We start from the raw sequence: 22275 nt of genomic DNA, 5'->3' as shown, positions 1-22275 counted from the left end.
GGGGATGCATGAGCAACAGAAGACGTCATATCAAAGTCTGGGGAAGGACAGGGGACGGCGACATCATATGCGCGGGACATCATCTCGCCACGGGCACGATGTTTGGCTTGGCCAGTTAACGCTTTAATGACCGGGCGCAACCGGTATACTGATCCGCAACAAGACGCAGGAGGCTTACGGTCGACGCTGTGCGTCGTCTTCGCCCCGCACGCTGATTAACCGTCCCGGAGGATTTCCATGTCGAAGAATCGAATCGGTTCCGCCGCGCTGTCGCGCCGCGATGTCGTTAAGTCTGCCGCAGTTGCAGGTGCGGCGATGGCGTTTCCGACGGTCGTGACGTCGACGGCTTTCGGCGAAGCCCCCGCTGCGGCCGCACCGGCCAAGCGCATCACGCTGGGTTTCATTGGTGTGGGCAAGATGAGCAGCGGTCACCTCGGCTATCACACGGGCCGGCCGGATACCGAAGTGCTGGCGATTTGCGACGTGGACAAGACCCGCCGCGAACACTTCGTGAAGTTTGTTGACGACAAGTACAAGGAACTCAAGCGAGCCAATGCCAAGCCCTGTCAGGGTTATGTGGACTACAAGGAACTCCTGGCCCGCAAGGACATCGACGCAGTTGTCATCGGCACGCCCGACCACTGGCACACCACGATCCTGATCGAAGCCGCCAAGGCCGGGAAGGACATCTACTGCGAAAAGCCGCTGACGCTGACCATCGCCGAGGCCAAGGCGGCGATCGAAGCCGTCCAGAAGCACAAGGTGGTCATGCAAACCGGCAGCCAGCAGCGGTCCGAAGGACCGTTCCGCGATGTGGTTGACTACATCCGCAACGGCAAGCTCGGCAAGATCAAAGAAGTCTTTGTCGCGCTGGGTGGGACACACAGCATTCCCTGTGACCTTCCGAAGGAAGAGCCCGCAAGCGAGATCGACTGGAACCGTTGGCTCGGCCAGGCCGCCGAGCGCCCGTACGCCAAGCGCCTCGCCCACGCCGGCGAACTTCCCAATGCCTATCCGTTTAATCCCGGCTGGCGCGAGTTCAAGGAGTTCTCCGGCGGCTATGTCACCGACTGGGGTGCCCACCACATCGACATCACCCAATGGGCACTCCAGATGGACGGCTCGGGTCCCTCCGAGATCCTCCCCCCCGCCAAGGAGGGTGACAACTACGGCGTGAAGCTGATCTATCGCGGTTCGCCCGCCGGCGACGAAATCGTCGTTCATCATGTTGAATCGATCACCGACGCTCCCGACGACAAGAACCCGGGCAAGACGAAGGCTCAAAAGAACGGGATCATGTTCGTGGGTGAGAAGGGTCGGATCTTCGTCAGCCGAAGCGTGAAGGTGAGTGAGCCGGCGAACATTCTCGCCGAGCCGCTGTCGGAAGGGGACAAGAAGCTTCCCAACACCGGCCCGCACCGCGAGCAGTGGCTCAAGTGCATTCGCTCGCGAGAACTGCCGGTTGCCAACATCGTCGTTGGTGCCGGCAGCGTGACGGCGTGCCACCTGGTGAACCTGGCCTACTGGAACCGCCAGCCCATGAAGTGGGACCCCAAGACCTGGACCTTCGCCGACGCAAAGCAGAATGAGTGGCTGACGCGCCCCCGCCGGGAAGGTTTCGCGCTGCCGGACATCGGCTGACCTGGAAGACGGCAGGACCGGCATTCAAATGAAGTTTCAACGGTCATCGCTGGTTTCCAGCGATGACCGTTTGTATTGGAGTGCGCCCATTGAGGTTGCCGAGCCGCAGGAATATCAGGTGAACCCCTTATGCATTGACTTGCCCCTGCAGCCATCTTCGAAAGTCGACGACCGACAGTCGGCGCAGATGTCCCGTCAGATTGATAGAAAACTCCCCGCATTTCGATGGCTTTGGAGGTGGACGTCATTCACAATAGAGGGCCACACGATCCCCTGAGCACGATGCCGCCGCGTCTAAGTTTGCCGCGCGGTTTGCAATCGACTGAGGTTCCGTTTCGGCATCCCTGCTGTTCGCTCGAGGCGTTCGTCGGGCCCATGGTGATGACTGCGGACGAGCAGAACCGATGGATCGCGGCGGACGTAACGAGCAATGAATCTCGGCTGATCGTTGAGTGGCTTTGATTTGCCGAATTCGTGATCAGTCGGTAAGTCGCTTGTTTGTGCAAGTCAATGCGTAAGGTGTTCCTGGGGCAGTAGTTGTTGGAGGTGGCGTGAGAGACCGTTTTTCCCCCGGATGTGACAAGTCGGTTTCCCAATCAAAGCGGAGCCGGCAGTCCCAGCCGACCGATACTGCCACGACTTCCCCCCTGACGCGGGCCGCATGGAGCAGCGCGCCGGTGCTTATTGAGCAGCTTGCGTCGCGGCCGACTTGGATTGAAGGGCTGGAAAATCGCACGTTGATGTCGGTCTCCACCGATTCGCAAGGCTGGACGGTCGTCACCCCCAGCGTCGACACGCGGGTGGTCTACGTTGCCGCCAACGGCAGCGACGCCAATGACGGCCTTTCACCGGCTACTCCGGTCGCATCGATCACCAAGGCTCGCACACTCGTTCGTCCCAACTCTCCGGACTGGCTGCTGCTGCGCCGGGGCGACACGTTCAGCCAACGTTTTGACAGCTGGGATATCTCCGGCCGAAGCGCCAGTGAGCCCTTTGTCGTTGGTGCGTACACCGATCCTGCCGCCCCTTCAACCGCTCGGCCGCAACTCAACACCGGCATCGCGACCGGGTTCGGTTTTTCGCTCAGGGCGACCGCAGCGTCCAGCCATGTGTACATCATGGGACTGGCGTTCGAGGCGAACCGGCGTGACTTCCGGGATCCGCCGAGCAACTTCACCTCCGACTGGAACGGTGACGGTTCGACCGCAACCTACGGGTTGAACGGCTCGAACGCGCTGAATAACATCCTGGTCGAAGACTGCTCGTTCCAGTACTACAAGATGGGCGTCGTCTTCCAGAGCAATCCGACCAACATTCAGCTTCGTCGGAGCATCATCGCCGACTCCTGGGCGGTGAATGTTGATGCCGCAGGAAACGCCCTCCAATCGGGTAGCGCTGCCAACGGCATCTACACCGACACGGTGAATGGGCTCACGATCGACGGCAACATCTTCTCTCACAACGGCTGGGTCGATAACAATGCGTTGTTCGCGCGGCAGAACATCTTCAGCCACAACCTTTATCTGAACACCGGCAACAGCAATGTGTCGGTAACGAACAACATCATCGCCGACAGCGCAAGCCACGGTCTGCAGATGCGTGCAGGCGGCATTGTGAAGGGGAACCTGTTCCTGCGCAACCCGATCGCAATGAGCTTCGGTCTGGTGAACGGCGCCGTCAAAGCAGGCGGGGTTTATGGCGAAATCAGCGACAACGTGGTCGTGGGATCGTCATCGATCTTCCTGAGCCCCCGGGGTTGGGGCATCGAGTTGACCAATCTCAAGCCAGCCAGCCAGGGTGGCGGCACCGTCATTCGAAACAACGTCTTTGCCAACGACAACCAGAATAACGGGCCGGCAATCAAACTCGACCAGTCCAATACCACGGTCCCCGACGTGGGCATTAACGACCTGCTGATCGAGCAGAATATCGTCTACTCGTGGTTCTCCGGCATCAGCATCCACAGCAGTTATGAAGTGACCCGGACGCTCTCGGGGCTGGTTGTCCGGCAGAACGACTTCCAGAAGATCGTCGCAAGCAGCACGATTGCCGACATCAATGGCTCGTTTGTCGCCAGCCACCAGAGCTGGTCCGGCAATCGCTACGACAGCCTGAATCTCGATCCGAACGCGCAACTGTTCAAGATCGGTGGCGTGAAGAAGACGCTCGCGCAGTGGCAGGCGCAGGTCGAGCCCACCGCACAGCGGGTGACCGGACTGTTTCCCGACGCCGGGCGCACGGCTGGCGGGTACAACGCTTCCCTCGGGTCGACCAATTCCACCGACGAGTTCATCAGGCAGGCGATGCGCCAGAGTCGCTCATTCTGGCGGACCGCTTATACGGCCGACCCGGTCAACGACTGGATCCGCGCCGGATACGCCGGCGGCCGGATCGATGCCGCCCCTCCCACCGCCACCGCCTCGGCCGAGAACATCACCGTCGCCGGCGGGGCAAGCCAGACCATCACCGTCACTTTGTCTGACGACAACAAGATTGATCTTGCCAGCCTCGGCGACGGCGATATTCGCGTCACCGGCCCCGGTGGTTTCTCTGCCGTGGGCACGCTGGTCAGCTCCACGGGCCCGGCGGACGGCCGCAAGCGGACCGCCACCTACCGGATCTCCGCCCCTGGAGGCGCCTGGGCACCAACTGCCAACGGCCTTTACTCCATCGCCCTTGAGACCGGGCAAGTTCTGGATGCAGCAGGTCGCAGTGCCCCTGCAGACCCCATCGGTTCGTTCTCCGTTTCGCTCGACCCCGCTGTCCCGTCGGCCGTGGCAACCGCTCCGGCGATTATCTCCGACAACTCCGCGGCGACGGTCACCGTCACCTACACCGGCGCGACCACGCCGGGGCTTCCGACCAGTGTCGCCCCCGTCAATGCCGGCTTTGAAACGCCGAACGTCGCCGGTCAGCCCGGTGCCTTCCTATACGCGCCCGAGGGCGGCGGATGGACTTTCGCCAACGGCGCGGGAATCGCCGCCGACGCGTCGGCCTTCACCTCTGCAAATACAGTCGCCCCTCAGGGCGCACAGGTGGCGTTCATTCAGGCCACCGGAACGATGAGTCAAAACGTCACCGGCTGGCAGAGCGGCACTTACACGCTCAGCTTCAAGGCCGCGCAACGCGCCAACAACGGCGTATCGGCACACGATTTCCAGGTGCTGGTTGACGGCGTGGTTGTAGGCACGTTCCAGCCGGGCGGCATCGACTACCAGCCGTACGCAACGGCTTCCGTCACCGTCGCCGCCGGAGATCACACCGTCGAGTTCCGGGGCCTTAACACACTGGGCGGAGATCAGACCTCCCTTGTCGATGACATCCAGATCACCGGGGTGACGGCACCCATCCTCCAACAGATGTCGGCGGCTAGCTTTGACACCGCGGACATCCGGTTGACGGGCTCGGCGGGCTTCTCGGCCGCACCGACATCCGTTCTCGCTGACACCACCGATGGAAACCAGCGCGTGGTCGTCTATACCTTCGCCGCGCCGGCCGGTGGTTGGGCTTCGACGTCAAGCACCCTGGCTGTGAATGTCGTGTCGCAACAGGTCAGCACCACGAGTGGCGCGAAGGTTCCGGCGGGCAAAATCGGAACCGTTGCCGTCGGTGTTGCCGCACCGATCGTTGCGTCCGTCTCGGCTGCCGATGTGGTCGCCGCATCCACCCAGGCGCAGACATTTGTTGTCCGGTACACCGACGACAACCCCGGCACCGCCCTGCCTGCGAGCCTCGATTCCAATGACCTCCGAGTGACGGGCCCCGGCGGATTCAACCAGCCCGCGACGCTGGTATCCGCCACCGGCGTCGGCACGACGGCTTCGCCCCTCGTCGCGACCTACACCGTGAATGCCCCTGCCGCCGGCTGGAGCTCGGTCGTCAATGGCACCTACTGGATCACCGCGCAGTCCAATCAGGTCGTCGACGCCGACGGCAATGTGCTCGCCCCCGGTGCGATCGATTCGTTCCGCGTCGCCGTGGATACCACACCACCGCTGGCGGTCGCACTCGAAGACGACATCTTGCTCCCCACGACCGGTGTTAAGTCGATCGGTGTCAGCTATGTGGATGCGAGCGGCGTCGTCGGCGGAACTCTGAATGAAGGGGATCTGCGCGTGGTCGGTCCCAACGGGTTCGATTCACCCGTGACGTTCGTACGCTCGGCCAGCGACTCAACCGCTGCCTATGCCGATTACACGCTCGTCGCTCCCGGCAAGTGGCAGAGCCGCCACAACGGGACCTACAGCATCGTCGTGCAGCCCAACCAGGTCTTTGACAACGTCGGAAACGCTGTCACGACGCCGACCGTGATCGAAACGTTCGACGTCAATATTGAGAAGGTGGTACCGACCGTCACGATTGGTGCCGTTTCGCCGAACCCGCGCAACACGTCAGTCGGTTCGATTACCGTCAACTTCTCCGAGCTGGTGAGCGGGTTTGATCTTTCCGATATCTCCCTGACGCGCAACGGAGTGCCGGTCTCGCTCGCAGGGGCGACGATTTCGACCACCGGGAACATCAGCTTTACGATCGGAAACCTGTCGAGCGTAACGACGTCCGGCGGGGCTTACACGCTGACCGTCAATGCCGCCGGAGCAGGGATCATTGATGATGCCGGCAACGCTCTGGCCAGCGGTTCTACCGTTTCCTGGACGACCGACGTTTCAAAGCCGACGGCCGTCGCGTCGGCGTCTTCAGTTACTGCACCGACGTCAGCCGCTTTGACTATCAGCGTCAGCTATTCCGACAACCTCGACGTGAACACGTCGACGCTCGACGGGAGCGACGTGCGGGTGACCGGACCGAACGGCTTCAGCGCAGCGGCGTCCCTGGTTTCCGTCGGCGGATCGGCCGGAAACAGGACGGCGGTCTACAGCCTGGCCGCGCCGAGCGGCGGATGGAAATCGTCGTTCAACGGCAACTATTCAATCGTTCTTCAGTCCGGACAGGTCGCCGACACCGCTGGTAACTTTGCCGATACGGGCACGATCGGCAGCTTCTCAGTCGCGTTGGAAACCACCCCGCCAACAGTGTCGCTCGCGAGCGTTTCGCCGAATCCTCGAGGTTCGTCAGTAGCGTCCGTTTCGGCGACGTTCAGCGAGGCCGTTGCCGGATTGGACCTGGCAGACCTGAGCCTGACCCGCAACGGTGTGGGTGTATCGCTGGCGGGCGCATCGGTTTCCACGACCGATGGCCTGACCTACACCCTCTCCGGGATCACCACGCAGACGGCCGCTTCGGGCAATTACGTCCTGACCCTCACGGCGAGCGGTTCCGGTATTGTCGACCTGGCAGGTAACGCGTTGACGGTGGGCGCGGCGGTGTCATGGACGACAGACTCCACCCCCCCGCAGGCGGCGGCGACTGCAGCGAACGTGCTCGATGCCGGCACCTCGGCCGTCACGATCGGCGTCCTCTATACCGACAACACCGACGTCAACGCCTCAACCTTCGACAACGGCGATTTGCTCGTCACCGGGCCCAACGGGTTCAGTAGCAGCGTAACGTTCGTCTCTTCCACCGGAACGACCGGCAGCCGAACTGCCACCTATTCCCTAGCCGCCCCCGCCGGCGGCTGGAAGAGCAGCCACAACGGCACCTATTCCATCGTCCTTCAGTCGTCACAGGTCCTCGATCCACTGGGCAACGCGGCTCCTGCTGGAATCGTCGGGTCGTTCAGCGTGGCCGTCGAAACCACGCCGCCCACCGTTGCGTTTTCGACGATCGCCACGCCGCGCGACACGCCCGTCGATTCGATCGGGGTGACCTTCAGCGAAAACGTCGTCGGCTTTGACCCTTCGGACCTGGTCCTCACCCGCAATGACCAGCCGGTCGCGATGGCCGGTGTGACGATCTCCGGCAGCGGCAACGTTTACACTGTGAATGGCCTGCTATCGTTGACAGCGCCGGTCGGTAGCTACCGCCTGTCAATCGTGGCACCCGGCGGTATCAGCGACAACGCGGGGAACGCCCTGGCTGTTGGAGCGGCCGTGTCGTTCGATGTTCTGTCCAATGCGGTCAGGCCTGACCTGGGGTTCGAAAGCCCGGCGATGGGCGCGGGGCAGTTCCAGTACGGCCCATCCGGCAGTGCCTGGGTTTTTGTGAATGGCGCCGGTCTGAGCGGCAATGGCAGCGGCTTCACCTCCGGCAATTCTGCGGCGCCGCAGGGTGACCAGGTCGCGTTCCTGCAGACGATCGGGCGGATGTCGCAGACCATTGACGGTTTTGCCGGCGGGTCCTACACCTTGTCCTTCAAGGCCGCACAGCGGGCGAACATCGGCCTCAACGTCCACGACTTTGAGGTCGTTGTTGACGGAACGGTTGTCGGAACCTTCCAGCCGACAAGCGCCAATTACGACACCTACTCGACCGCATCATTCAACCTCACGGCGGGAGCCCACACGTTCGCGTTCCGGGGCCTGAACACCGCCGGCGGCGATCAGACTTCGTTCATCGACGACGTGCAGATTCTGCCAGTGGCGCCGACGATTTCCGATGTCGGTCCGATACCCGTTTCGGGGTCAGTCTTCAGGCAGCAACTCGTGATCGTCGGCGAGAACTTCGCCGCCGACGCGTCGGTTGTTCTTCGCGATCAGGGGACCGGGCAAGCATTGACCGATATTTCCATCGTCAGCCGGTCGGCGACGCAGATCGTCGTCAGCGCCAGGCTGGGTGCGACGGGCGGTACGTTCCGGGCGGAGGTTTCGGGAACCAACGGCACTTCGCAGCCGTTCGCGTTTGCCGTCGCCGCCCAGCCGGCCGTCAGTGCGGTCGGGACGCTGGGTGCTACCGGCGTGACGGCCGATCTTTCCGTCACCGGCGTCCTGGGGACAGGCGTCACGTACACTTGGAGTGTGCTAAGCGGCCCGGCGGGAACGACGTTCTCCGTCAACGGTTCGGCCTCGAGCGCTTCAACAGCCACGTTTGCTGCCGCCGGTGCATATACGCTGCAAGTATTGGCGTCGGACGGTACTTCAAGCCTGACCCGCACGGTGGATGTTGTCGTCGATCAGAGGCTCAAGACCCTGGTTGTAACGCCTGCCACCGTTGTCGTCGCCGCCGGCGCGCAGCAGCAGTATGCCGCCACCGCGACCGACCAGTTTAACGCAGCGATGACGCTCCCCGCGATCACCTGGTCGCTGGCATCGGGCGTGGGGTCGGTCTCGGCCACCGGGCTTTACACGGCACCCACGACCGGCGGCGGATCGGCCGTTGTCCAGGCGACGAGCGGAACGGTCGTCGGAACCGCCACTCTGACCGCACAGGCACCGGGCAGCACGACCTCCGTCGCGAAGATCGACTTCACCACCGCCACGGGCGCGCTGGCCGCCGGATACCTCAGAGATTCGGGGCAGACCTATGCGGCCCGCGGCAACGGGTTCACCTATGGCTGGACGACGAATCACGCCGACAGCGTCTTCGATCGCGACGTGAACGCCGATCAACTCGTCGATACCACGCTGCTGATGAAGATGCCCGCCAGGTGGGAGATGGCCGTTACGAACGGTACCTACATTGTGACGGTCGGCGTTGGCGACGCCGCTGGCGAGTCGACGGCCAACATCTGGGTGGAGGGTGTACAGCTTTACAACTACGTCGTGATCCCGGGGAACAACTTCTCGACCCGTTCGATTTCCGTCACCGTGTCCGACGGCAAGTTGACGATCGCCAACGGCTCGGCGGTGAGCCAGTTGACCCGCATCACGCATCTGGATGTGGCCCGTCCGGCGACTTCTCCGCCGACCGTTCCGCCCCCGCCTCCCCCGCCGCCCCCCACGGGCGGCACGACGCGGCGGATCGACTTCCAGCCTGCCGCCGCACCGACAGTCTCGGGGTATGTGGTCGACAGCGGTTTGACCTACGGCAGCCGGGGCAATGGCCTGACCTACGGCTGGACGGTCAGCCACACCGACTCGGTCTTCGACCGCAACGTCAATTCCGACCAGCGGCTGGATACCGTTCTCGCGGTGAAGAAGGGCTCGAAGTGGAACCTGGCCGTCGCCAACGGCAAGTACTCGGTGACCGTACTCGCCGGCGATCCGTCGGCGGCCAGCACCAACAACGTCTGGGTCGAAGGCAACTGGACGATGCAGTACGTCAAAGCCGCTGCGAACCAGTTTGTCTCTCGCACGCTCACGGTGACCGTCACCGACGGCACGCTGACGCTGGAGTTCGGCGGAACCGTCGACAAGGCCACCCGGCTGAGCTACATCGACATCACGCCGGTGGCATGACCGCGGGGCTTCCCCATCGAGCGGTGGCGTGTCAGCGCTCCTGTTTAGCGGTCGCACCGAAGGTGCACCTCTTCTGAGCAACGACACGCCGCTCCTGATCGCGTACCGCGTTCAGACTCGCGGATGCGCCGGAGGCTCTCTCGGCAATCGAGCACCCGCGGTGCGAGCGCTGATCAGGCGGCGCGAGATGCAACTGGAGGCCGGACAATTCGTTCATCAAAGGAGGTCAAGCATGTCAGCCAATCCCGTTCGGTGGTTCGAGATCTACGTTCAGGACATGCACCGCGCCAAGGCATTTTACGAAGCCGTGTTTTTGGTCAAGCTTGAGCAGCTCACCAGTCCGGACCTGGAAATGTGGGCCTTCCCGATGCACATGGAGAAAGCCGGCGCTTCCGGTGCCCTGGTGAAGATGGAAGGGTGTCCCTCCGGCGGAAACAGCACGATCATTTACTTCGGTAGCGACGATTGCGCCGTAGAAGCCGCCCGAATCCCCGCCGCCGGCGGCCGCATCTTTAAAGACAAGATGTCCATCGGCCCGTACGGCTTTATCGTGCTGGCGTTCGATCCGGATGGCAACATGTTTGGAATCCACTCGATGAAGTGAATTACTGTTGACGGCGACGCACTTTTGGTCACATCCGCGAACGAAACCGGTCGCGGATAGTGACCCTGCGTGTCGAGTCGGTTACTGTAGCCTGCGGGTGCCGGAGCATGGGCCCCGAATCGACCGGGTATTGGGAGGCCTCAGTATGAACTTCTTTGGTTGGTGGGCGGATCAAAGTCCTTGGCTTCGCTACGGCGTCGCGCTGTTGCTGATCGCCATCTCGACAGTGATTTTCTTCGCAGGGACGATCTGGATTTGGGGCTGGGTGGCCGGTGTCGTACTCCTGTTGTTCGCCGGTCCGTCGTCGTCCGAGAAGAACGGGTACAGATTCTGAGTGGCCCACCAGCCCGGATTTGGCGTCTCGATTCAATCTGTTGACCGTCACCACACCATCGCCATCGTCTGCTCGTCGATGAACTCCCCGTCCCGCAGAATCGCCCGACGGCGAACGCCTTCGACGACGAATCCCATCCGCTCGTACAGCCGAATGGCTTGGTGATTGTCGGCATAAACGGTCAGGTCCAGTCGCCGCAGGGTGCCGGATGTCTTGGCCCGGCGTATCGCCTCGGACATCAGCGCGGTGCCCACGCCACGCCCCTGCCACGCCAGCCGAACCGAGATGCCGAGCGTAGCGACGTGGCGCATCGCCCGGCGTTTGCCGCCGGCGTAGTTCAGCAGTCCGACGATCTCCGCCGGCGATTCCCCGGCCGTTTCGGCCAGCAGAAACAAGCTGTTATCCGATTTGCCCACTTCGGCCAGAAACTGGCGTTCCTGTTCGAGCGTCAGTGGAAACTCGTCCGGCTGCATCGGCAGCCAGCGGGCGCCTTCGATCGTCATGGCCAGCACATGGGAGATCAGCCGCTCCGCGTCATCGGGCATGGCGGGACGGACGATGAAGGTGAGGGGCTCGTGCGGCATCGGCTGCATCTTACTGGCTTCTGGCCAACTTGAGTTCGCCGATTGACACGCCTCACCCCCACCGCTAGCTTCCCGACTCCCATTTTCTTTCAAGGATTCCCGCTCATGCCGACTTTCAAAGACGCCAAGGTTCCCGCCAACGGTCAGAAAATCACCATCGTCGATGGCAAGCTGAATGTGCCCGACCAGCCGATCATCCCCTTCATCGAAGGCGACGGCACCGGTCGCGACATCTGGAAGGCCAGCGTTCGCGTGATCGACGCCGCCGTCGCCAAGGCGTTTGGCGGTAAGAAGAAGATCGCCTGGATGGAAGTCCTCGCCGGGCAGAAGTCGTTCGACCTGAACGGCACCTGGCTGCATGACGACACCGTGCCGGCGTTTCAGGAATACCTGGTCGGCATCAAGGGCCCGCTGACGACCCCCGTCGGTGGCGGCATTCGCTCGCTGAACGTCGCGCTGCGGCAGATGCTCGACCTCTACGTCTGCCTTCGCCCGGTGCAGTACTTCAAGGGCGTCCCCAGCCCGGTGAAGCACCCCGAGAAGGTGAACATGGTCATCTTCCGCGAGAACACGGAAGACATTTACGCCGGCATCGAATACGCCGCCGGCACGCCCGAGGCCAAGGGCCTGCTCGACTACCTTGAGAAGACCGATGCCAAGAGCTTCGGCAAGGTGCGCTTCGGCAGCACCGCCAAGGCCGAAGCCTGGCACAAGCAACTCGGCCACGGCAGCGACCAGACCTTGCAAGTGGGCATCGGCATTAAGCCGGTCAGCAAGCAGGGCTCGCAGCGGCTGATCTACTCCGCGATCGAGTACGCCATCAAGCACAAGCGCAAGAGCGTGACGCTGGTGCACAAAGGCAACATCATGAAGTTCACGGAAGGCGGCTTCCGCGACTGGGGTTACGAGCTGGCCAAGCAGGTGTTCCGCGCGGTCGAGATCGACGGCGGCCCCTGGTGCAAGATTCCCGAAGGCAAGCCCGGCGCCGGCCTCGTCATCAAGGACGCGATCGCCGACATCACCCTGCAGCAGATCCTGACCCGCCCGGAAGACTTCGACGTCATTGCGACGCTGAACCTCAACGGCGATTACCTGTCCGACGCCCTGGCGGCACAGGTCGGCGGGATTGGCATTGCCCCCGGCGGCAACATCAACTACGTCACCGGCCATGCGATCTTCGAAGCCACCCACGGCACGGCCCCGAAGTACGCCGACCAGGACGTGGTCAACCCCGGCTCGGTCATCCTGTCGGCCGTGATGATGCTCGAGCACCTGGGCTGGCAGACGGCGGCGGACCTGATCCTCAAGAGCCTCGAAGCCGCGATCGCCGCCAAGACGGTGACGTATGATTTCGAGCGTCAGATGCAGGGCGCAAAGAAGGTGAAGTGCTCGGAGTTCGCGGACGAGATGATCAAGCACATGGGGTGAGCGGCGGCTTGTCCGACGAGGAACTCGGCGAATCTGCGGCCATTCCGCGACATTGGTGAGCGAGGCGTTCGGTGTACCCGAACGCCTCGCTCGCGTTTTACAGGTACAGTCAGACTCTGATTCTTAGGCAGCACGGAGTACTCATGAAAAGCACGCAAAAGTACAGTCTCATGGGGCTGTTGGTGGTCGCGATGGTGTCCAGCGCCTCGGCCCACCCAGGGCACGACGACGTCCCCGCCGCGGCTCCCGCCCGTTCGGCCAGTCTTCCTGGGGTGCCCGTGCTGGCCGAGGACGCCCTGCCGCCCAACGACGTCAAGATCGAGATCGTCGATGGCTATCGGCTGATCACGTCGAACGGCATCCCCGATCACGCGCCGGGGCAGTTCCCCAACCGCGGCAATCCGAACGTCATCAAGCCGCAGCAACAGAAGTACCGCGTGCCGGCCGAGCCGAAAGTGGCCGACAAACTGACCGAAGCCCGCGGGCATCCGTTCGGCATCGCGATCAACGGCGTGGTGTTCGATCCCGGGACGGCCGAGTTCTGGGGCGAGCGCCAACTGGGCTGGAATCTGGAAGCATTCGGAGGGCCGATGAACCTTGGCCTCGACAAACACAACGCCCACGTCCAGCCGACGGGCACCTATCACTACCACGCCCTGCCGATCGGCATCTATGAGCGGATCAAAGGGGAATCCAAGGCGAAGAAGATGATCCTGGTCGGCTGGGCGGCGGACGGCTTCCCGATCTACGGCCTCAACGCCTACAGCAAGACCGATGACGCGACCAGCGAAGTCAAGGAACTGAAGTCGAGCTGGCAGTTGAAGAAGACCGATCGCCCCGCCGGCGATCAAGGGCCCGGCGGCAAGCCGGACGGCCGCTTCACGCGAGATTGGGAGTACGTTGCAGGCAGCGGCGACCTGGACGAGTGCAACGGGCGAACGGGCGTCACGCCGGAGTTCCCGAAAGGGACGTACTACTACGTCATCACCGATCAGTTCCCGTTTATTCCGCGTCACTATCGAGGAACGCCCGATGCCAGCTTCGAACGACGTGGGCCAGGTGGTGGACCGGGCGGTGGACCGGGTGGTCCGGGGCGAGGGCCGCGGCCGGGGAGTCAAGCTGCGACGAATTGATCGACCAACATGGATCGTGAAGGGGCAGCGCCGGGTACCGAGTGGCGGCCGTACGCCGGAAGTGCATCACCTTTGCCTTCATGAGATCTTCACATTCCGTTCTGGTTGTCGGGAGGTTCAACACGGGCCTAGACTCTGGGCGTAGCAATAACCCGCCGCGCCAACCGAGGTCCCGTTGATGATTCACGCCTACGCCGCCGAAGCCGCCAAAGCACCGCTCAAGCCTTTCTCCTACGATCCCGGTTCGCTCAAGCCGGAGCAGATCGAGATCGCAGTGCAGTATTGCGGGATCTGTCATTCGGACTTGTCGATGCTCGACAATGATTGGGGAATGGCTAAGTACCCGTTCGTCCCCGGTCATGAAGTGGTCGGCAAAGTAGCGGCAATCGGCGAACTGGTGACCCGGGTGAAGGTCGGCGACACCGTCGGCCTGGGCTGGTACGCGGGCTCGTGTTTGAAGTGTTCGCAGTGCATGAGCGGCAATCACAACCTCTGCCCGACCGCCGAGCAGACGATCATCGGCCGGCATGGAGGATTCGCCGACAAGGTGCGGTGTGACGAAGTCTGGGCGACGAAACTGCCCGATCACGTCGATGCCGCCAAGGCCGGCCCGCTCTTTTGCGGCGGGATCACCGTTTTCAACCCCATCGTGCAGTTCGGCGTTCAGCCGACCGACCGCGTCGCGGTGATCGGCATCGGCGGGCTGGGGCATCTGGCGTTGCAGTTCCTTAAGGCCTGGGGCTGCGAAGTGACGGCGTTCACCACCAGCGACAGCAAGCGAGAAGAGGCGATGAAGCTTGGGGCGCATCAGGTCGTGAACACCAAGAACGCAGGCGAGTTGAAGAAACTCGCCGGCTCGCTCGACTTCATCCTAAACACCGCCAACGCCAGCCCCGACTGGGATGCGATGTTCGGCGCGCTGGCGCCCAAGGGCCGGTTCCACACGGTCGGCGTGATTCCGGAGCCGATCCCCGCGCCCGCGTTTACGCTGATCAGCGGGCAGAAGTCGGTGTCGGGCTCGCCGCTGGGCAGCCCGTACACGGTCGGCAAGATGCTCGACTTCTGCGGCCGCCACGACATCGCACCGGTGACGGAGATATTCCCCATGAAGGACGTCAACGCCGCGATCGACCACCTGCGGGCGGGCAAGGCGCGGTATCGGGTGGTGTTGGCGGCATAATTGACGCAGTCCCAATGAGCGAACAGCAGGCCGAGCCTCGAAACGGGATTGACTCAATCGCTCCCCATTCGCCTTGGAGCTTGCTCGACTCGGCGTCGAATCGTACGTATGATGTACTGACGTTGTGCTTACGGAAGGCGATGATATGGTCAAGCAACTGACGCGAACGGGCAACTCGCTCGCCCTCGTAATTCCTAAGCCGCTGTTGGATCTCATGGGTGTGGATGAAGACACGCCCTTGAAGATTCATCTCGACGGTAAAGAACTGCGCGTGGTAGTAGCCGACAAGGCCGAGCGAGAAAAGTTTCTCCGAGGGGTGGAGCGAAGCCACCGGAAATACGCCAACGCGTACCGGAAGCTGGCGGAGTGAGTGATGGCCGAGCCGCGATTCCTAACGGCGGACGAAGTCCTTGAGCTTCACGAAGACCAGATCGATCGCTACGGCGGCAGCGCCGGCGTGCGTGATTTTGGCCTTCTCGAATCTGCATTGGCGATGCCACAGCAGACCGCTTTTGGTCATCGACTTCACGACGATGTGCCCGCGATGGCAGCGGCCTACCTCTACCACTTGGTGCGAAATCACGCTTTTGTCGACGGCAATAAACGTATCGGTGCTTTGGCGTGCGATCAGTTTCTCTTCCTCAATGATCTGGACCTGACGCTTACGGAAGAACAACTGGTGCAATGCGTGCTTGCCGTGGCGACGGGGAAGATGTCGAAAGAAGAACTCACATTGCTCATCCGACAACATGTGCGTCCGCTGTCTTGATGTTTGGCGTGTGCTCGCCATCCAGGGCACAAACCGTGTGCCCCTACATCGCCCGTGCCTTCCCGCCTCCTTCCCCGTATAAATCGTCCCATGACTTCCCCGACCGCCACCCCTGCCAAGCCGCGGCTGCTGACCGGCGATACGCCGACCGGCAAGCTTCACCTGGGCCACTACGTGGGCTCCGTCGAGAACCGCCTCGCGTTGCAGGATCAATACGATTGCTTCTTCCTGATCGCCAACAAGCACGCCTTCACCACCCGGGCCGATCGGCCGGACGACATCCGGCAATCCGTCCTCGATATCGCGACCGATTGGCTTGCCGTTGGGATTGATCCGAACAAGTCGGCGATGTTTATCCAGTCGGAAGTACCGGCGATCGACGAACTCACGTTCTTCTTCGCGATGCTGATCCCCTTCAACCGCGTCATGCGGAACCCGACCCTTGCGCAGGAGATCAAGGACAAAGACCTCGGCGACAAGTACCCCTTCGGCTTCCCCATGTACGCCGTCGGGCAGTGCGCTGACATCCTCGCGTTTCGGCCGGCGATCGTGCCGGTTGGCGAAGATCAGATCCCGCACCTGGAACTGACGCGCGAAGTCGCCCGCAAGTTCAACCAGACCTACTGCGGCGTGAACTCGCAGACGCCGGACAAGGAAAACGTCGCCGCCGGCGGGCTCTTCCCGGTGATCGAACCCAAGCTCGGCCGGGTCAAACGGCTGGTCGGCACGGGAGCTCCCAACGCCGATGGCACGCTGACCAAGATGAGCAAGTCGCTCAACAACGCGATCTTCCTCGCCGACGACGCCGACGTCGTGCAGAAGAAGGTGATGGCGATGTACACCGACCCAAAACGCCTGAAGGCGACCGACCCCGGCGAAACCGACCCGGCGAAGAACCCGCTCTGGGCATTTCACGAGACGTTCAACACCGACGCCGCGTGGGTCGCCGAGCACCGTGACATGTACCAGAACGGCAAGGTCGGCGATGTCGCCGTCAAACGGAAACTGGTTGAGGTCCTTAACGCACTGATCGACCCGATCCGCGAGAAGCGCAAGCACTTCGAGCAGCGCCCGGACGATGTGATGGACGCCCTGAAGATCGGCACCCGCAAGGCCAACGCCGTGGCAGAAGAGACGCTTGCGCTGGCGAAGCAGAAGATGAAGCAGGACTTCTTTGTGCGGACGCTACAAGTCGAATGAGTTCACTTGTCGTCCCTGAACCTGTCGGAGCCGTCGATTGCCTCCAGATCACCGGGCTCGGTGGGCGCTAGAACGGAGTGCCCGCCCAGGGGTACCACCTCAAATGCTCTCGTTCGATCATCCCACTGGCCCCATTGGCGCATAACGCCAATGGACTGCGACACACGAATGATGCAGAGGATGGCCGAAAACTCGAGACCGGTGAAGATCGCCGTCAGCATAACGTCGGCGGACGTCAAACCTGTCATGTATATCCGTCCGAGCAGATAGACCGGGCCGGCAGAAGCGACAAGACCGGCGATGGTCAACACCGCGATCACGGCCCATTGCTGCCTGCGCTTTGCGCTTCCCGCCAGCAATGTAGCGGCGACTCCCGCCACGAGCATGCCGCCATCGACGATCAAGGGGATGGTCAGGTCGCCGCGGGTGTCCCTTTCAAGAACACCGAGCACACAGCAACCGAAGCAAAAGAATAGAACGATCAAGACGATGCCCATTACACGGGTTGCGTCTTGAGCCCTTTCAACAGCCTCCACCGCTTGCAGAAAGGAAAGTTGTCGGTCGGGCGGCGTCAGGCGCAGCTCCTCTTAAACGCTTCCGTCGTGGCGAGGTGGTTGAGAGGTCTCATCGGAAGGCTTTGTCGCATACCCATACTTCCCGCCCGCCTCGTCAGGCGGCGGCGGGATGCCGAAGGGCGCGGGACCGAACGAGCCGCCCTGCGCTGGCGGGCCGACCGGAGGCACGGCCGGTGGCTGGCCGGGTGGGGAATAGCCGGGCGGCGGGTATCCGCCGGGCTGCTGCGGCCAGGCGGGCGGGTTTGGCTCCTGTGGGGAGGATTGGCCGTATCGCCCGTACATCTGTTGCTGTTGGGACTGTAGTGCGCCCATCCGTGAGGCATTTCTGACCGCGTCGATGAGCCACTTCAGCGTCGTGCCGAGCGCACCGAGTATGACCAGCATAAAACACGCGCCTAGCGCCAACTGCGCCGGGCTTCCGCCCATCAGCACGGACGCGAGCAGGTTCAACACGAAGTACGCAATCGCCAGGCCCACCACGACGATGCCGGCGATCACGCCGCCCTTGCCGCCGCCCCGAACGAAAAACGCCACCACGCCAAGGATTCCGCCGGCGATAATCAGCACCATTCCGCTGACCAGCAGTTGGGTCTTGGCCGAGACGCCGGCCTTGCCTTCGAGCTCCGCAAGCTGCTGTCTAAGCTGCTGTGCCTCGGGCACGTTGGAGTTCAGCATGGAATCGATGAACGTCGGCATCACCGCGGCAAAGCAAAGCCCGCCGATGACGGCGAGCGTGCCCATCACCCACATCATGATCGCTGCGCGCCGGGCCGGCGCGGCCGGGTCTGGCGGCGGGCGGTACGGCTGGTATGGAGCATGCGGGTACGGGTTCTGGGTCACGTCAGGTCTGCCTTCTTGTTGGGTTGAATGTCTGCCTTCGGCCGTCTCATCCTCGTGGGCTGGCCCACATCGATGCCACCAGCGCCCCCGCCGCCACGGCGGCCGTTTCAACGCGGAGAATCGTCGATGTCAGCGCGACCGCCGTCAAGCGGGCGTCCAGCATCCGGTCCACCTCGGTCGGCGACCAGCCCCCTTCCGGACCGACGAGCACCGTCAGCGATCGCGGTGCAACGGGGTTGAGCAGCAGTTCTCGCACCGGAATCGCGGTCGATCCTGTATCGAAGAACCACGCCGAACCGCCCGCGCCGATATCGAGCGTCCGCAGGCACTCGTCCAGCGAGATCGGCGACTCAATGCACATTACGCCGGGCCGCCGGCATTGCTTGGCTGACTCGGTGGCAATGCGAACCCACCGGTCGTGCTTGCCGGTCCCCTTCGGAGTCACAACGCTCCGCTCGGCGATCAGCGGAACAAACCCGCCACAACCCAGTTCCGACAGCTTCTCGACAAGCCAGTCCGCTCGCTCGCCTTTGGGCACGGCGGCGGCAACGGTCCAGGTGAAGCCGATTTCGCGCGCCTCGCGCACCGCATCAACGCGGAGGTTCAGTTCGTGGGACGCACCGGCGATGATCGTCGCGAGCGCGGTTCGGCCGGCATCGTCGAACAGTTCCACTTCGTCGCCGTCCATCAGCCGTAGTGCCTGGCGGGCGTGGCGGACCTGAATCGGGTCGAGGCTGAGCACCCCGGGATGAAGGCTGGCGATGTGGAGTCGTCGGGGCATGAGGTGAGGGATTATTGGAGCCCGGCGTGACGGGGGCAATACTGATCGCTCCTTCATCGCGTTTCCGGTCGGGCGATGTGCACCCCACGGGCCTCGCCGGTGCTCAAGTCGTTCGGCGCAGGGTCGATAACATGATAATGAGTGGCTGCGCAACGGTTGCGCACCCGTTCGACGATGAGCGCTACGCCCTCCGACACCCTCGACGCCCTCAAAGTCCCCGACCCAGCCCCGACCGCGGGCCGGGCGGACGATCTGCTGTCGCAGATGGCCGGGGATGAAATCAACCGCCTGCTCGCCGATGCCGAGATCGAGCCGGAACGGACGCCCGCGCCCAGAGCGCCGGCCGAACCGGTCAGGTCGGCGGACGCAGTGCTCGATACGCCGGGCGATGGCACGTCTTCGCCCTCGCTGCCGCAGGACACGATTTCGAAGGAACTGGATCAGGTCTTTTCGCAGCAGGTGGCAGCGGCAGACGCACCGCCCGCGGATCGGACGCCCGAGCCTTCTACGGGAGACACCACGGCGGCAACGCCACCCTCCGACCCCGCCGCCAGCGCCAACCCGGACGATATCTCGGCCGATGGCGTGGCCGACCTTCTCGGACGGCTCTCCGAGGGAGACGCGCAATCCCCACCGTCGGACGTGCCGGCGGCGGCCGCCGCTCACAGTGCCGAAGCCGTCGGCCACGACGAACGGGCCGCGCTCGCCGAGCCGCATGATGCGTCACACGATGAATCGCACGCTGGACCGCAGGACGATTCAACTATCGTCGCCGCCCCGCCGCCCGAATCCGAAGGAAAACTGTCGCGGCTGATCGACTGGATCACGATGCCGCTCGACCCGTTTCCGGACGAGATCCGCGACGTCATCGGAAAAGTCGCGATCGTGACTGCGATTAATGCGGTCGCCATACTGGTGTATGTGATGGTCTTCCGGTGACGATTCGCATCTTGAAGACGGGGGGATCACCACGGAGGCACGGAGGGTAACTCGGTGGACGGCGCAACCTGTCATCCAGAGGCACTGCGAACACCAAAATGCTTCCAGGTCAGGACTAACTTGTCCTTCGGAGTACTTCAGGATGGCTAAAAGCGGCGTCCGCCGAGTTGCCCTCAGTGTCTCCGTGCCTCCGTGGTGATCCCCTCCCCGTTCGCCCGGCAGGTTCAAGGCGAATACCGCTGCGCGATCGGCATCCGCCGGCCGAAACCGAAAGCTCGGCTGGTCACCTTAAGACCCGGCGCGGCCTGGCGGCGCTTATACTCGCTGCGGTCGATCAGGCGGATCATTCGATTGACCGTCGCCTCATCGAACCCCTCGGCGATGATCTGCCGCGGGCCCTTCTCCTCTTCCACATAGCGGAACAGGATTCCGTCGAGCACTTCGTAAGGCGGCAGCGAATCCTGGTCGGTCTGGTTTGGTCGCAGCTCGGCGCTGGGGACCTTGTCGATACTGCTCTGCGGAATCATCTCACGGCCCTTGGAGCGGTTGTAGTACCGCGACAACTCCCAGACCAGCGTCTTCGGCACGTCGGAGATGACCGCCAATCCGCCGCACATGTCGCCGTAGAGCGTGCAGTAACCGACGGCCAGTTCGCTCTTGTTTCCGGTGGTGAGCAGCAGGTGGTTCAGCTTGTTCGAGATCGCCATCAGGATGACGCCGCGACTGCGAGCCTGAAGGTTCTCTTCGGTAACGTCTGGTGCAAGACCTTTGAAGACGCCGGCCAGCGTGCTTTCGAACGCCGCGTGAACGTCCTTGATTGGGATGGTGTGGAAGTTGAGGCCGAGGTTCTTCGCCAGGTCGCGAGCATCGCCGATGCTGTGATCGGAACTGAACTTGCTCGGCATGGCTACGCCGACGACCTTTTCCGGCCCGAACGCCTCGGCGGCCAGTGCGGCCGTCAGGGCCGAGTCGATTCCGCCCGATAGCCCCAGCACCACCGACTTGAAGCCGGTCTTGTGAACGTAGTCGCGAAGACCCAGCACCAGCGCCTTGAAGACCGCTTCCAGGTCGGCTTCCTCGTAGGAATCGGGCGCACTGAGCATCCGATCGGCCCGCATGTCTGTCCGCTCGCCCGCATAAGCCGATGCGGCGGGCATGGCCGACAGCGGCGGTGGGTAGTCGGCCGGCATGCCGATCGGCTCGGTCGGCTTCAGCAGCTTAGGAATGCCCACCTCGGCGATCAGCAGGTCTTCGCCGAACGCCTTGCCGGTGGCGATCAACTTGCCGCTGCCGTCGATGACGACGCTGTTGCCGTCGAACACCAGCTCGTCGTTTCCGCCGACCTGATTGACGTACACGATCGGCTTGCCGAACCGACGGGCCTGGGCGGCGAACAGTTCGAGCCGGAACGCGTGCTTGCCCAGCACGAACGGGCTGGCGCTGGCGTTCACTAGCAGCTCTGCACCGACGCTCATCAGATCGGCGATGGGATTCTCGTGATACAGCCGCCGGGCGATGAGTTGCTCATCGTTCCAGAGATCTTCGCAGATGCTCATGCCGATGATGTGGCGTCCTTCGGCCGAGGTGACTTCCACCAGGTTCTCGCGCTCGTCGCGTCGGCCGGGTTCGAAGTAACGGCTTTCGTCGAACACGTCGTAGGTGGGCAGCAGCGTCTTGAAGTGCCGGCTTGCTACCTGCCCGTCCCGCAGCAGCGCCACCGCATTGTGCAGCGGCCGGCCGACCGGGTTGGCGTTGCGATCGGCGTAGCCGACGATCACATCGAGCCCCCGGGTCTGGCCCGCGAGCTCCTCCAACGCCGCTAGTGAATCGTCCACGAAAGACCGCTTCAGCAGCAGGTCTTTAGGCGGGTACCCCAGCAGCGAAAGCTCCGGAAAGACAGCAAGCTCGGCGCCCGCCTTGCGAGCAGCGGCGATGAATTCCAGGTGCTTGGTCAGGTTCCCGGCGATGTCGCCGACGGTCGGGTTGATCTGGCAGAGGGCGATCCTCATATTCCGGCATTGTAGAGGTCGTAC

16 protein-coding genes are annotated in these 22275 nt (G+C 63.0%); 11 read left to right on the top strand and 5 right to left on the bottom strand.

Going from position 1 to position 22275, the window contains the following annotated elements; all coding sequences use genetic code 11:
* Positions 1-237 precede the first annotated feature (237 nt).
* The 4 genes from IPV69_RS21245 (at position 238) to IPV69_RS21230 (ending at position 10813) form a co-directional block, all read left to right on the top strand.
* Positions 238-1641, top strand: coding sequence for a Gfo/Idh/MocA family protein (locus tag IPV69_RS21245; RefSeq protein ID WP_206295659.1), 1404 nt, complete (start codon positions 238-240; stop codon positions 1639-1641).
* A gap of 740 nt (positions 1642-2381) precedes the next feature.
* Entirely contained in the window at positions 2382-9875 is a 7494-nt protein-coding gene (locus IPV69_RS21240) for a PKD domain-containing protein (protein WP_206291730.1), read from the top strand.
* A 232-nt stretch (positions 9876-10107) separates the two neighbouring features.
* A complete protein-coding gene (locus tag IPV69_RS21235; RefSeq protein WP_206291729.1) occupies positions 10108-10479 on the top strand; it encodes a VOC family protein in 372 nt (123 codons plus the stop codon).
* A 145-nt stretch (positions 10480-10624) separates the two neighbouring features.
* A complete protein-coding gene (locus IPV69_RS21230) occupies positions 10625-10813 on the top strand; it encodes a hypothetical protein (protein WP_206291728.1) in 189 nt (62 codons plus the stop codon).
* Positions 10814-10860: 47 nt separating this feature from the next.
* Here the strand turns inward: IPV69_RS21230 and IPV69_RS21225 are convergent, their stop codons facing one another.
* A complete protein-coding gene (locus IPV69_RS21225; RefSeq protein ID WP_206291727.1) occupies positions 10861-11397 on the bottom strand; it encodes a GNAT family N-acetyltransferase in 537 nt (178 codons plus the stop codon).
* A gap of 105 nt (positions 11398-11502) precedes the next feature.
* On the opposite strand from IPV69_RS21225, the gene icd reads away from it, so the two are divergent.
* The 6 genes from icd to trpS all read left to right on the top strand — a co-directional run bounded on the left by icd (position 11503) and on the right by trpS (position 17107).
* Positions 11503-12825, top strand: a complete 1323-nt coding sequence (gene icd / locus IPV69_RS21220) for an NADP-dependent isocitrate dehydrogenase (protein ID WP_206291726.1) — start codon at positions 11503-11505, stop codon at positions 12823-12825.
* Between the two features lie 143 nt (positions 12826-12968).
* The gene (locus IPV69_RS21215) at positions 12969-13958 is read left to right on the top strand and encodes a YHYH protein (RefSeq protein ID WP_206291725.1); all 990 of its coding nucleotides are present in this window, start codon (positions 12969-12971) and stop codon (positions 13956-13958) included.
* A gap of 178 nt (positions 13959-14136) precedes the next feature.
* A complete protein-coding gene (gene ahr, locus IPV69_RS21210; RefSeq protein ID WP_206291724.1) occupies positions 14137-15138 on the top strand; it encodes an NADPH-dependent aldehyde reductase Ahr in 1002 nt (333 codons plus the stop codon).
* Positions 15139-15283: 145 nt separating this feature from the next.
* Positions 15284-15508 carry an AbrB/MazE/SpoVT family DNA-binding domain-containing protein gene (locus IPV69_RS21205; protein ID WP_206291723.1) on the top strand — a complete coding sequence of 75 codons (225 nt, stop codon included), beginning with the start codon at positions 15284-15286 and terminating at the stop codon, positions 15506-15508.
* Positions 15509-15511: 3 nt separating this feature from the next.
* Positions 15512-15907, top strand: coding sequence for a type II toxin-antitoxin system death-on-curing family toxin (locus IPV69_RS21200; RefSeq protein WP_206291722.1), 396 nt, complete (start codon positions 15512-15514; stop codon positions 15905-15907).
* 90 nt (positions 15908-15997) lie between these two features.
* Positions 15998-17107, top strand: a complete 1110-nt coding sequence (gene trpS, locus IPV69_RS21195) for a tryptophan--tRNA ligase (RefSeq protein WP_206291721.1) — start codon at positions 15998-16000, stop codon at positions 17105-17107.
* 2 nt (positions 17108-17109) lie between these two features.
* Here the strand turns inward: trpS and IPV69_RS21190 are convergent, their stop codons facing one another.
* The 3 genes from IPV69_RS21190 to IPV69_RS21180 form a co-directional block, all read right to left on the bottom strand.
* The gene (locus IPV69_RS21190) at positions 17110-17604 is read right to left on the bottom strand and encodes a hypothetical protein (RefSeq protein ID WP_206291720.1); all 495 of its coding nucleotides are present in this window, start codon (positions 17602-17604) and stop codon (positions 17110-17112) included.
* Between the two features lie 90 nt (positions 17605-17694).
* Positions 17695-18522, bottom strand: a complete 828-nt coding sequence (locus tag IPV69_RS21185) for a hypothetical protein (RefSeq protein WP_206291719.1) — start codon at positions 18520-18522, stop codon at positions 17695-17697.
* 46 nt (positions 18523-18568) lie between these two features.
* Positions 18569-19303, bottom strand: coding sequence for an RsmE family RNA methyltransferase (locus IPV69_RS21180; RefSeq protein ID WP_206291718.1), 735 nt, complete (start codon positions 19301-19303; stop codon positions 18569-18571).
* Positions 19304-19477: 174 nt separating this feature from the next.
* Here IPV69_RS21180 and IPV69_RS21175 point away from each other — a divergent pair, with 174 nt between their 5' ends.
* Positions 19478-20242 (top strand): hypothetical protein, encoded by a 765-nt coding sequence (locus tag IPV69_RS21175; RefSeq protein WP_206291717.1) that lies wholly within the window; start codon positions 19478-19480, stop codon positions 20240-20242.
* 224 nt (positions 20243-20466) lie between these two features.
* Here IPV69_RS21175 and IPV69_RS21170 read toward each other — a convergent pair whose 3' ends face one another.
* Positions 20467-22251 carry an NAD+ synthase gene (locus tag IPV69_RS21170; RefSeq protein ID WP_206291716.1) on the bottom strand — a complete coding sequence of 595 codons (1785 nt, stop codon included), beginning with the start codon at positions 22249-22251 and terminating at the stop codon, positions 20467-20469.
* Positions 22252-22275: the final 24 nt, after the last annotated feature.

It is taken from the genome of Humisphaera borealis (assembly GCF_015169395.1).
Taxonomy (GTDB): domain Bacteria; phylum Planctomycetota; class Phycisphaerae; order Tepidisphaerales; family Tepidisphaeraceae; genus Humisphaera; species Humisphaera borealis.
Note: the sequence above shows the minus strand (reverse complement) of the source record. Positions and strands in the feature narration are given on the sequence as shown.

Bases quoted from the DNA above. Each gene is read 5' to 3' on its own strand.
- IPV69_RS21245 (WP_206295659.1), top strand. From the start codon at position 238: ATGTCGAAGAATCGAATCGGTTCCGCCGCGCTGTCGCGCCGCGATGTC.
- IPV69_RS21240 (WP_206291730.1), top strand. From the start codon at position 2,382: ATGTCGGTCTCCACCGATTCGCAAGGCTGGACGGTCGTCACCCCCAGC.
- IPV69_RS21235 (WP_206291729.1), top strand. From the start codon at position 10,108: ATGTCAGCCAATCCCGTTCGGTGGTTCGAGATCTACGTTCAGGACATG.
- IPV69_RS21230 (WP_206291728.1), top strand. From the start codon at position 10,625: ATGAACTTCTTTGGTTGGTGGGCGGATCAAAGTCCTTGGCTTCGCTAC.
- IPV69_RS21225 (WP_206291727.1), bottom strand. From the start codon at position 11,397: ATGCCGCACGAGCCCCTCACCTTCATCGTCCGTCCCGCCATGCCCGAT.
- icd (WP_206291726.1), top strand. From the start codon at position 11,503: ATGCCGACTTTCAAAGACGCCAAGGTTCCCGCCAACGGTCAGAAAATC.
- IPV69_RS21215 (WP_206291725.1), top strand. From the start codon at position 12,969: ATGAAAAGCACGCAAAAGTACAGTCTCATGGGGCTGTTGGTGGTCGCG.
- ahr (WP_206291724.1), top strand. From the start codon at position 14,137: ATGATTCACGCCTACGCCGCCGAAGCCGCCAAAGCACCGCTCAAGCCT.
- IPV69_RS21205 (WP_206291723.1), top strand. From the start codon at position 15,284: ATGGTCAAGCAACTGACGCGAACGGGCAACTCGCTCGCCCTCGTAATT.
- IPV69_RS21200 (WP_206291722.1), top strand. From the start codon at position 15,512: ATGGCCGAGCCGCGATTCCTAACGGCGGACGAAGTCCTTGAGCTTCAC.
- trpS (WP_206291721.1), top strand. From the start codon at position 15,998: ATGACTTCCCCGACCGCCACCCCTGCCAAGCCGCGGCTGCTGACCGGC.
- IPV69_RS21190 (WP_206291720.1), bottom strand. From the start codon at position 17,604: ATGGGCATCGTCTTGATCGTTCTATTCTTTTGCTTCGGTTGCTGTGTG.
- IPV69_RS21180 (WP_206291718.1), bottom strand. From the start codon at position 19,303: ATGCCCCGACGACTCCACATCGCCAGCCTTCATCCCGGGGTGCTCAGC.
- IPV69_RS21175 (WP_206291717.1), top strand. From the start codon at position 19,478: ATGAGCGCTACGCCCTCCGACACCCTCGACGCCCTCAAAGTCCCCGAC.
- IPV69_RS21170 (WP_206291716.1), bottom strand. From the start codon at position 22,251: ATGAGGATCGCCCTCTGCCAGATCAACCCGACCGTCGGCGACATCGCC.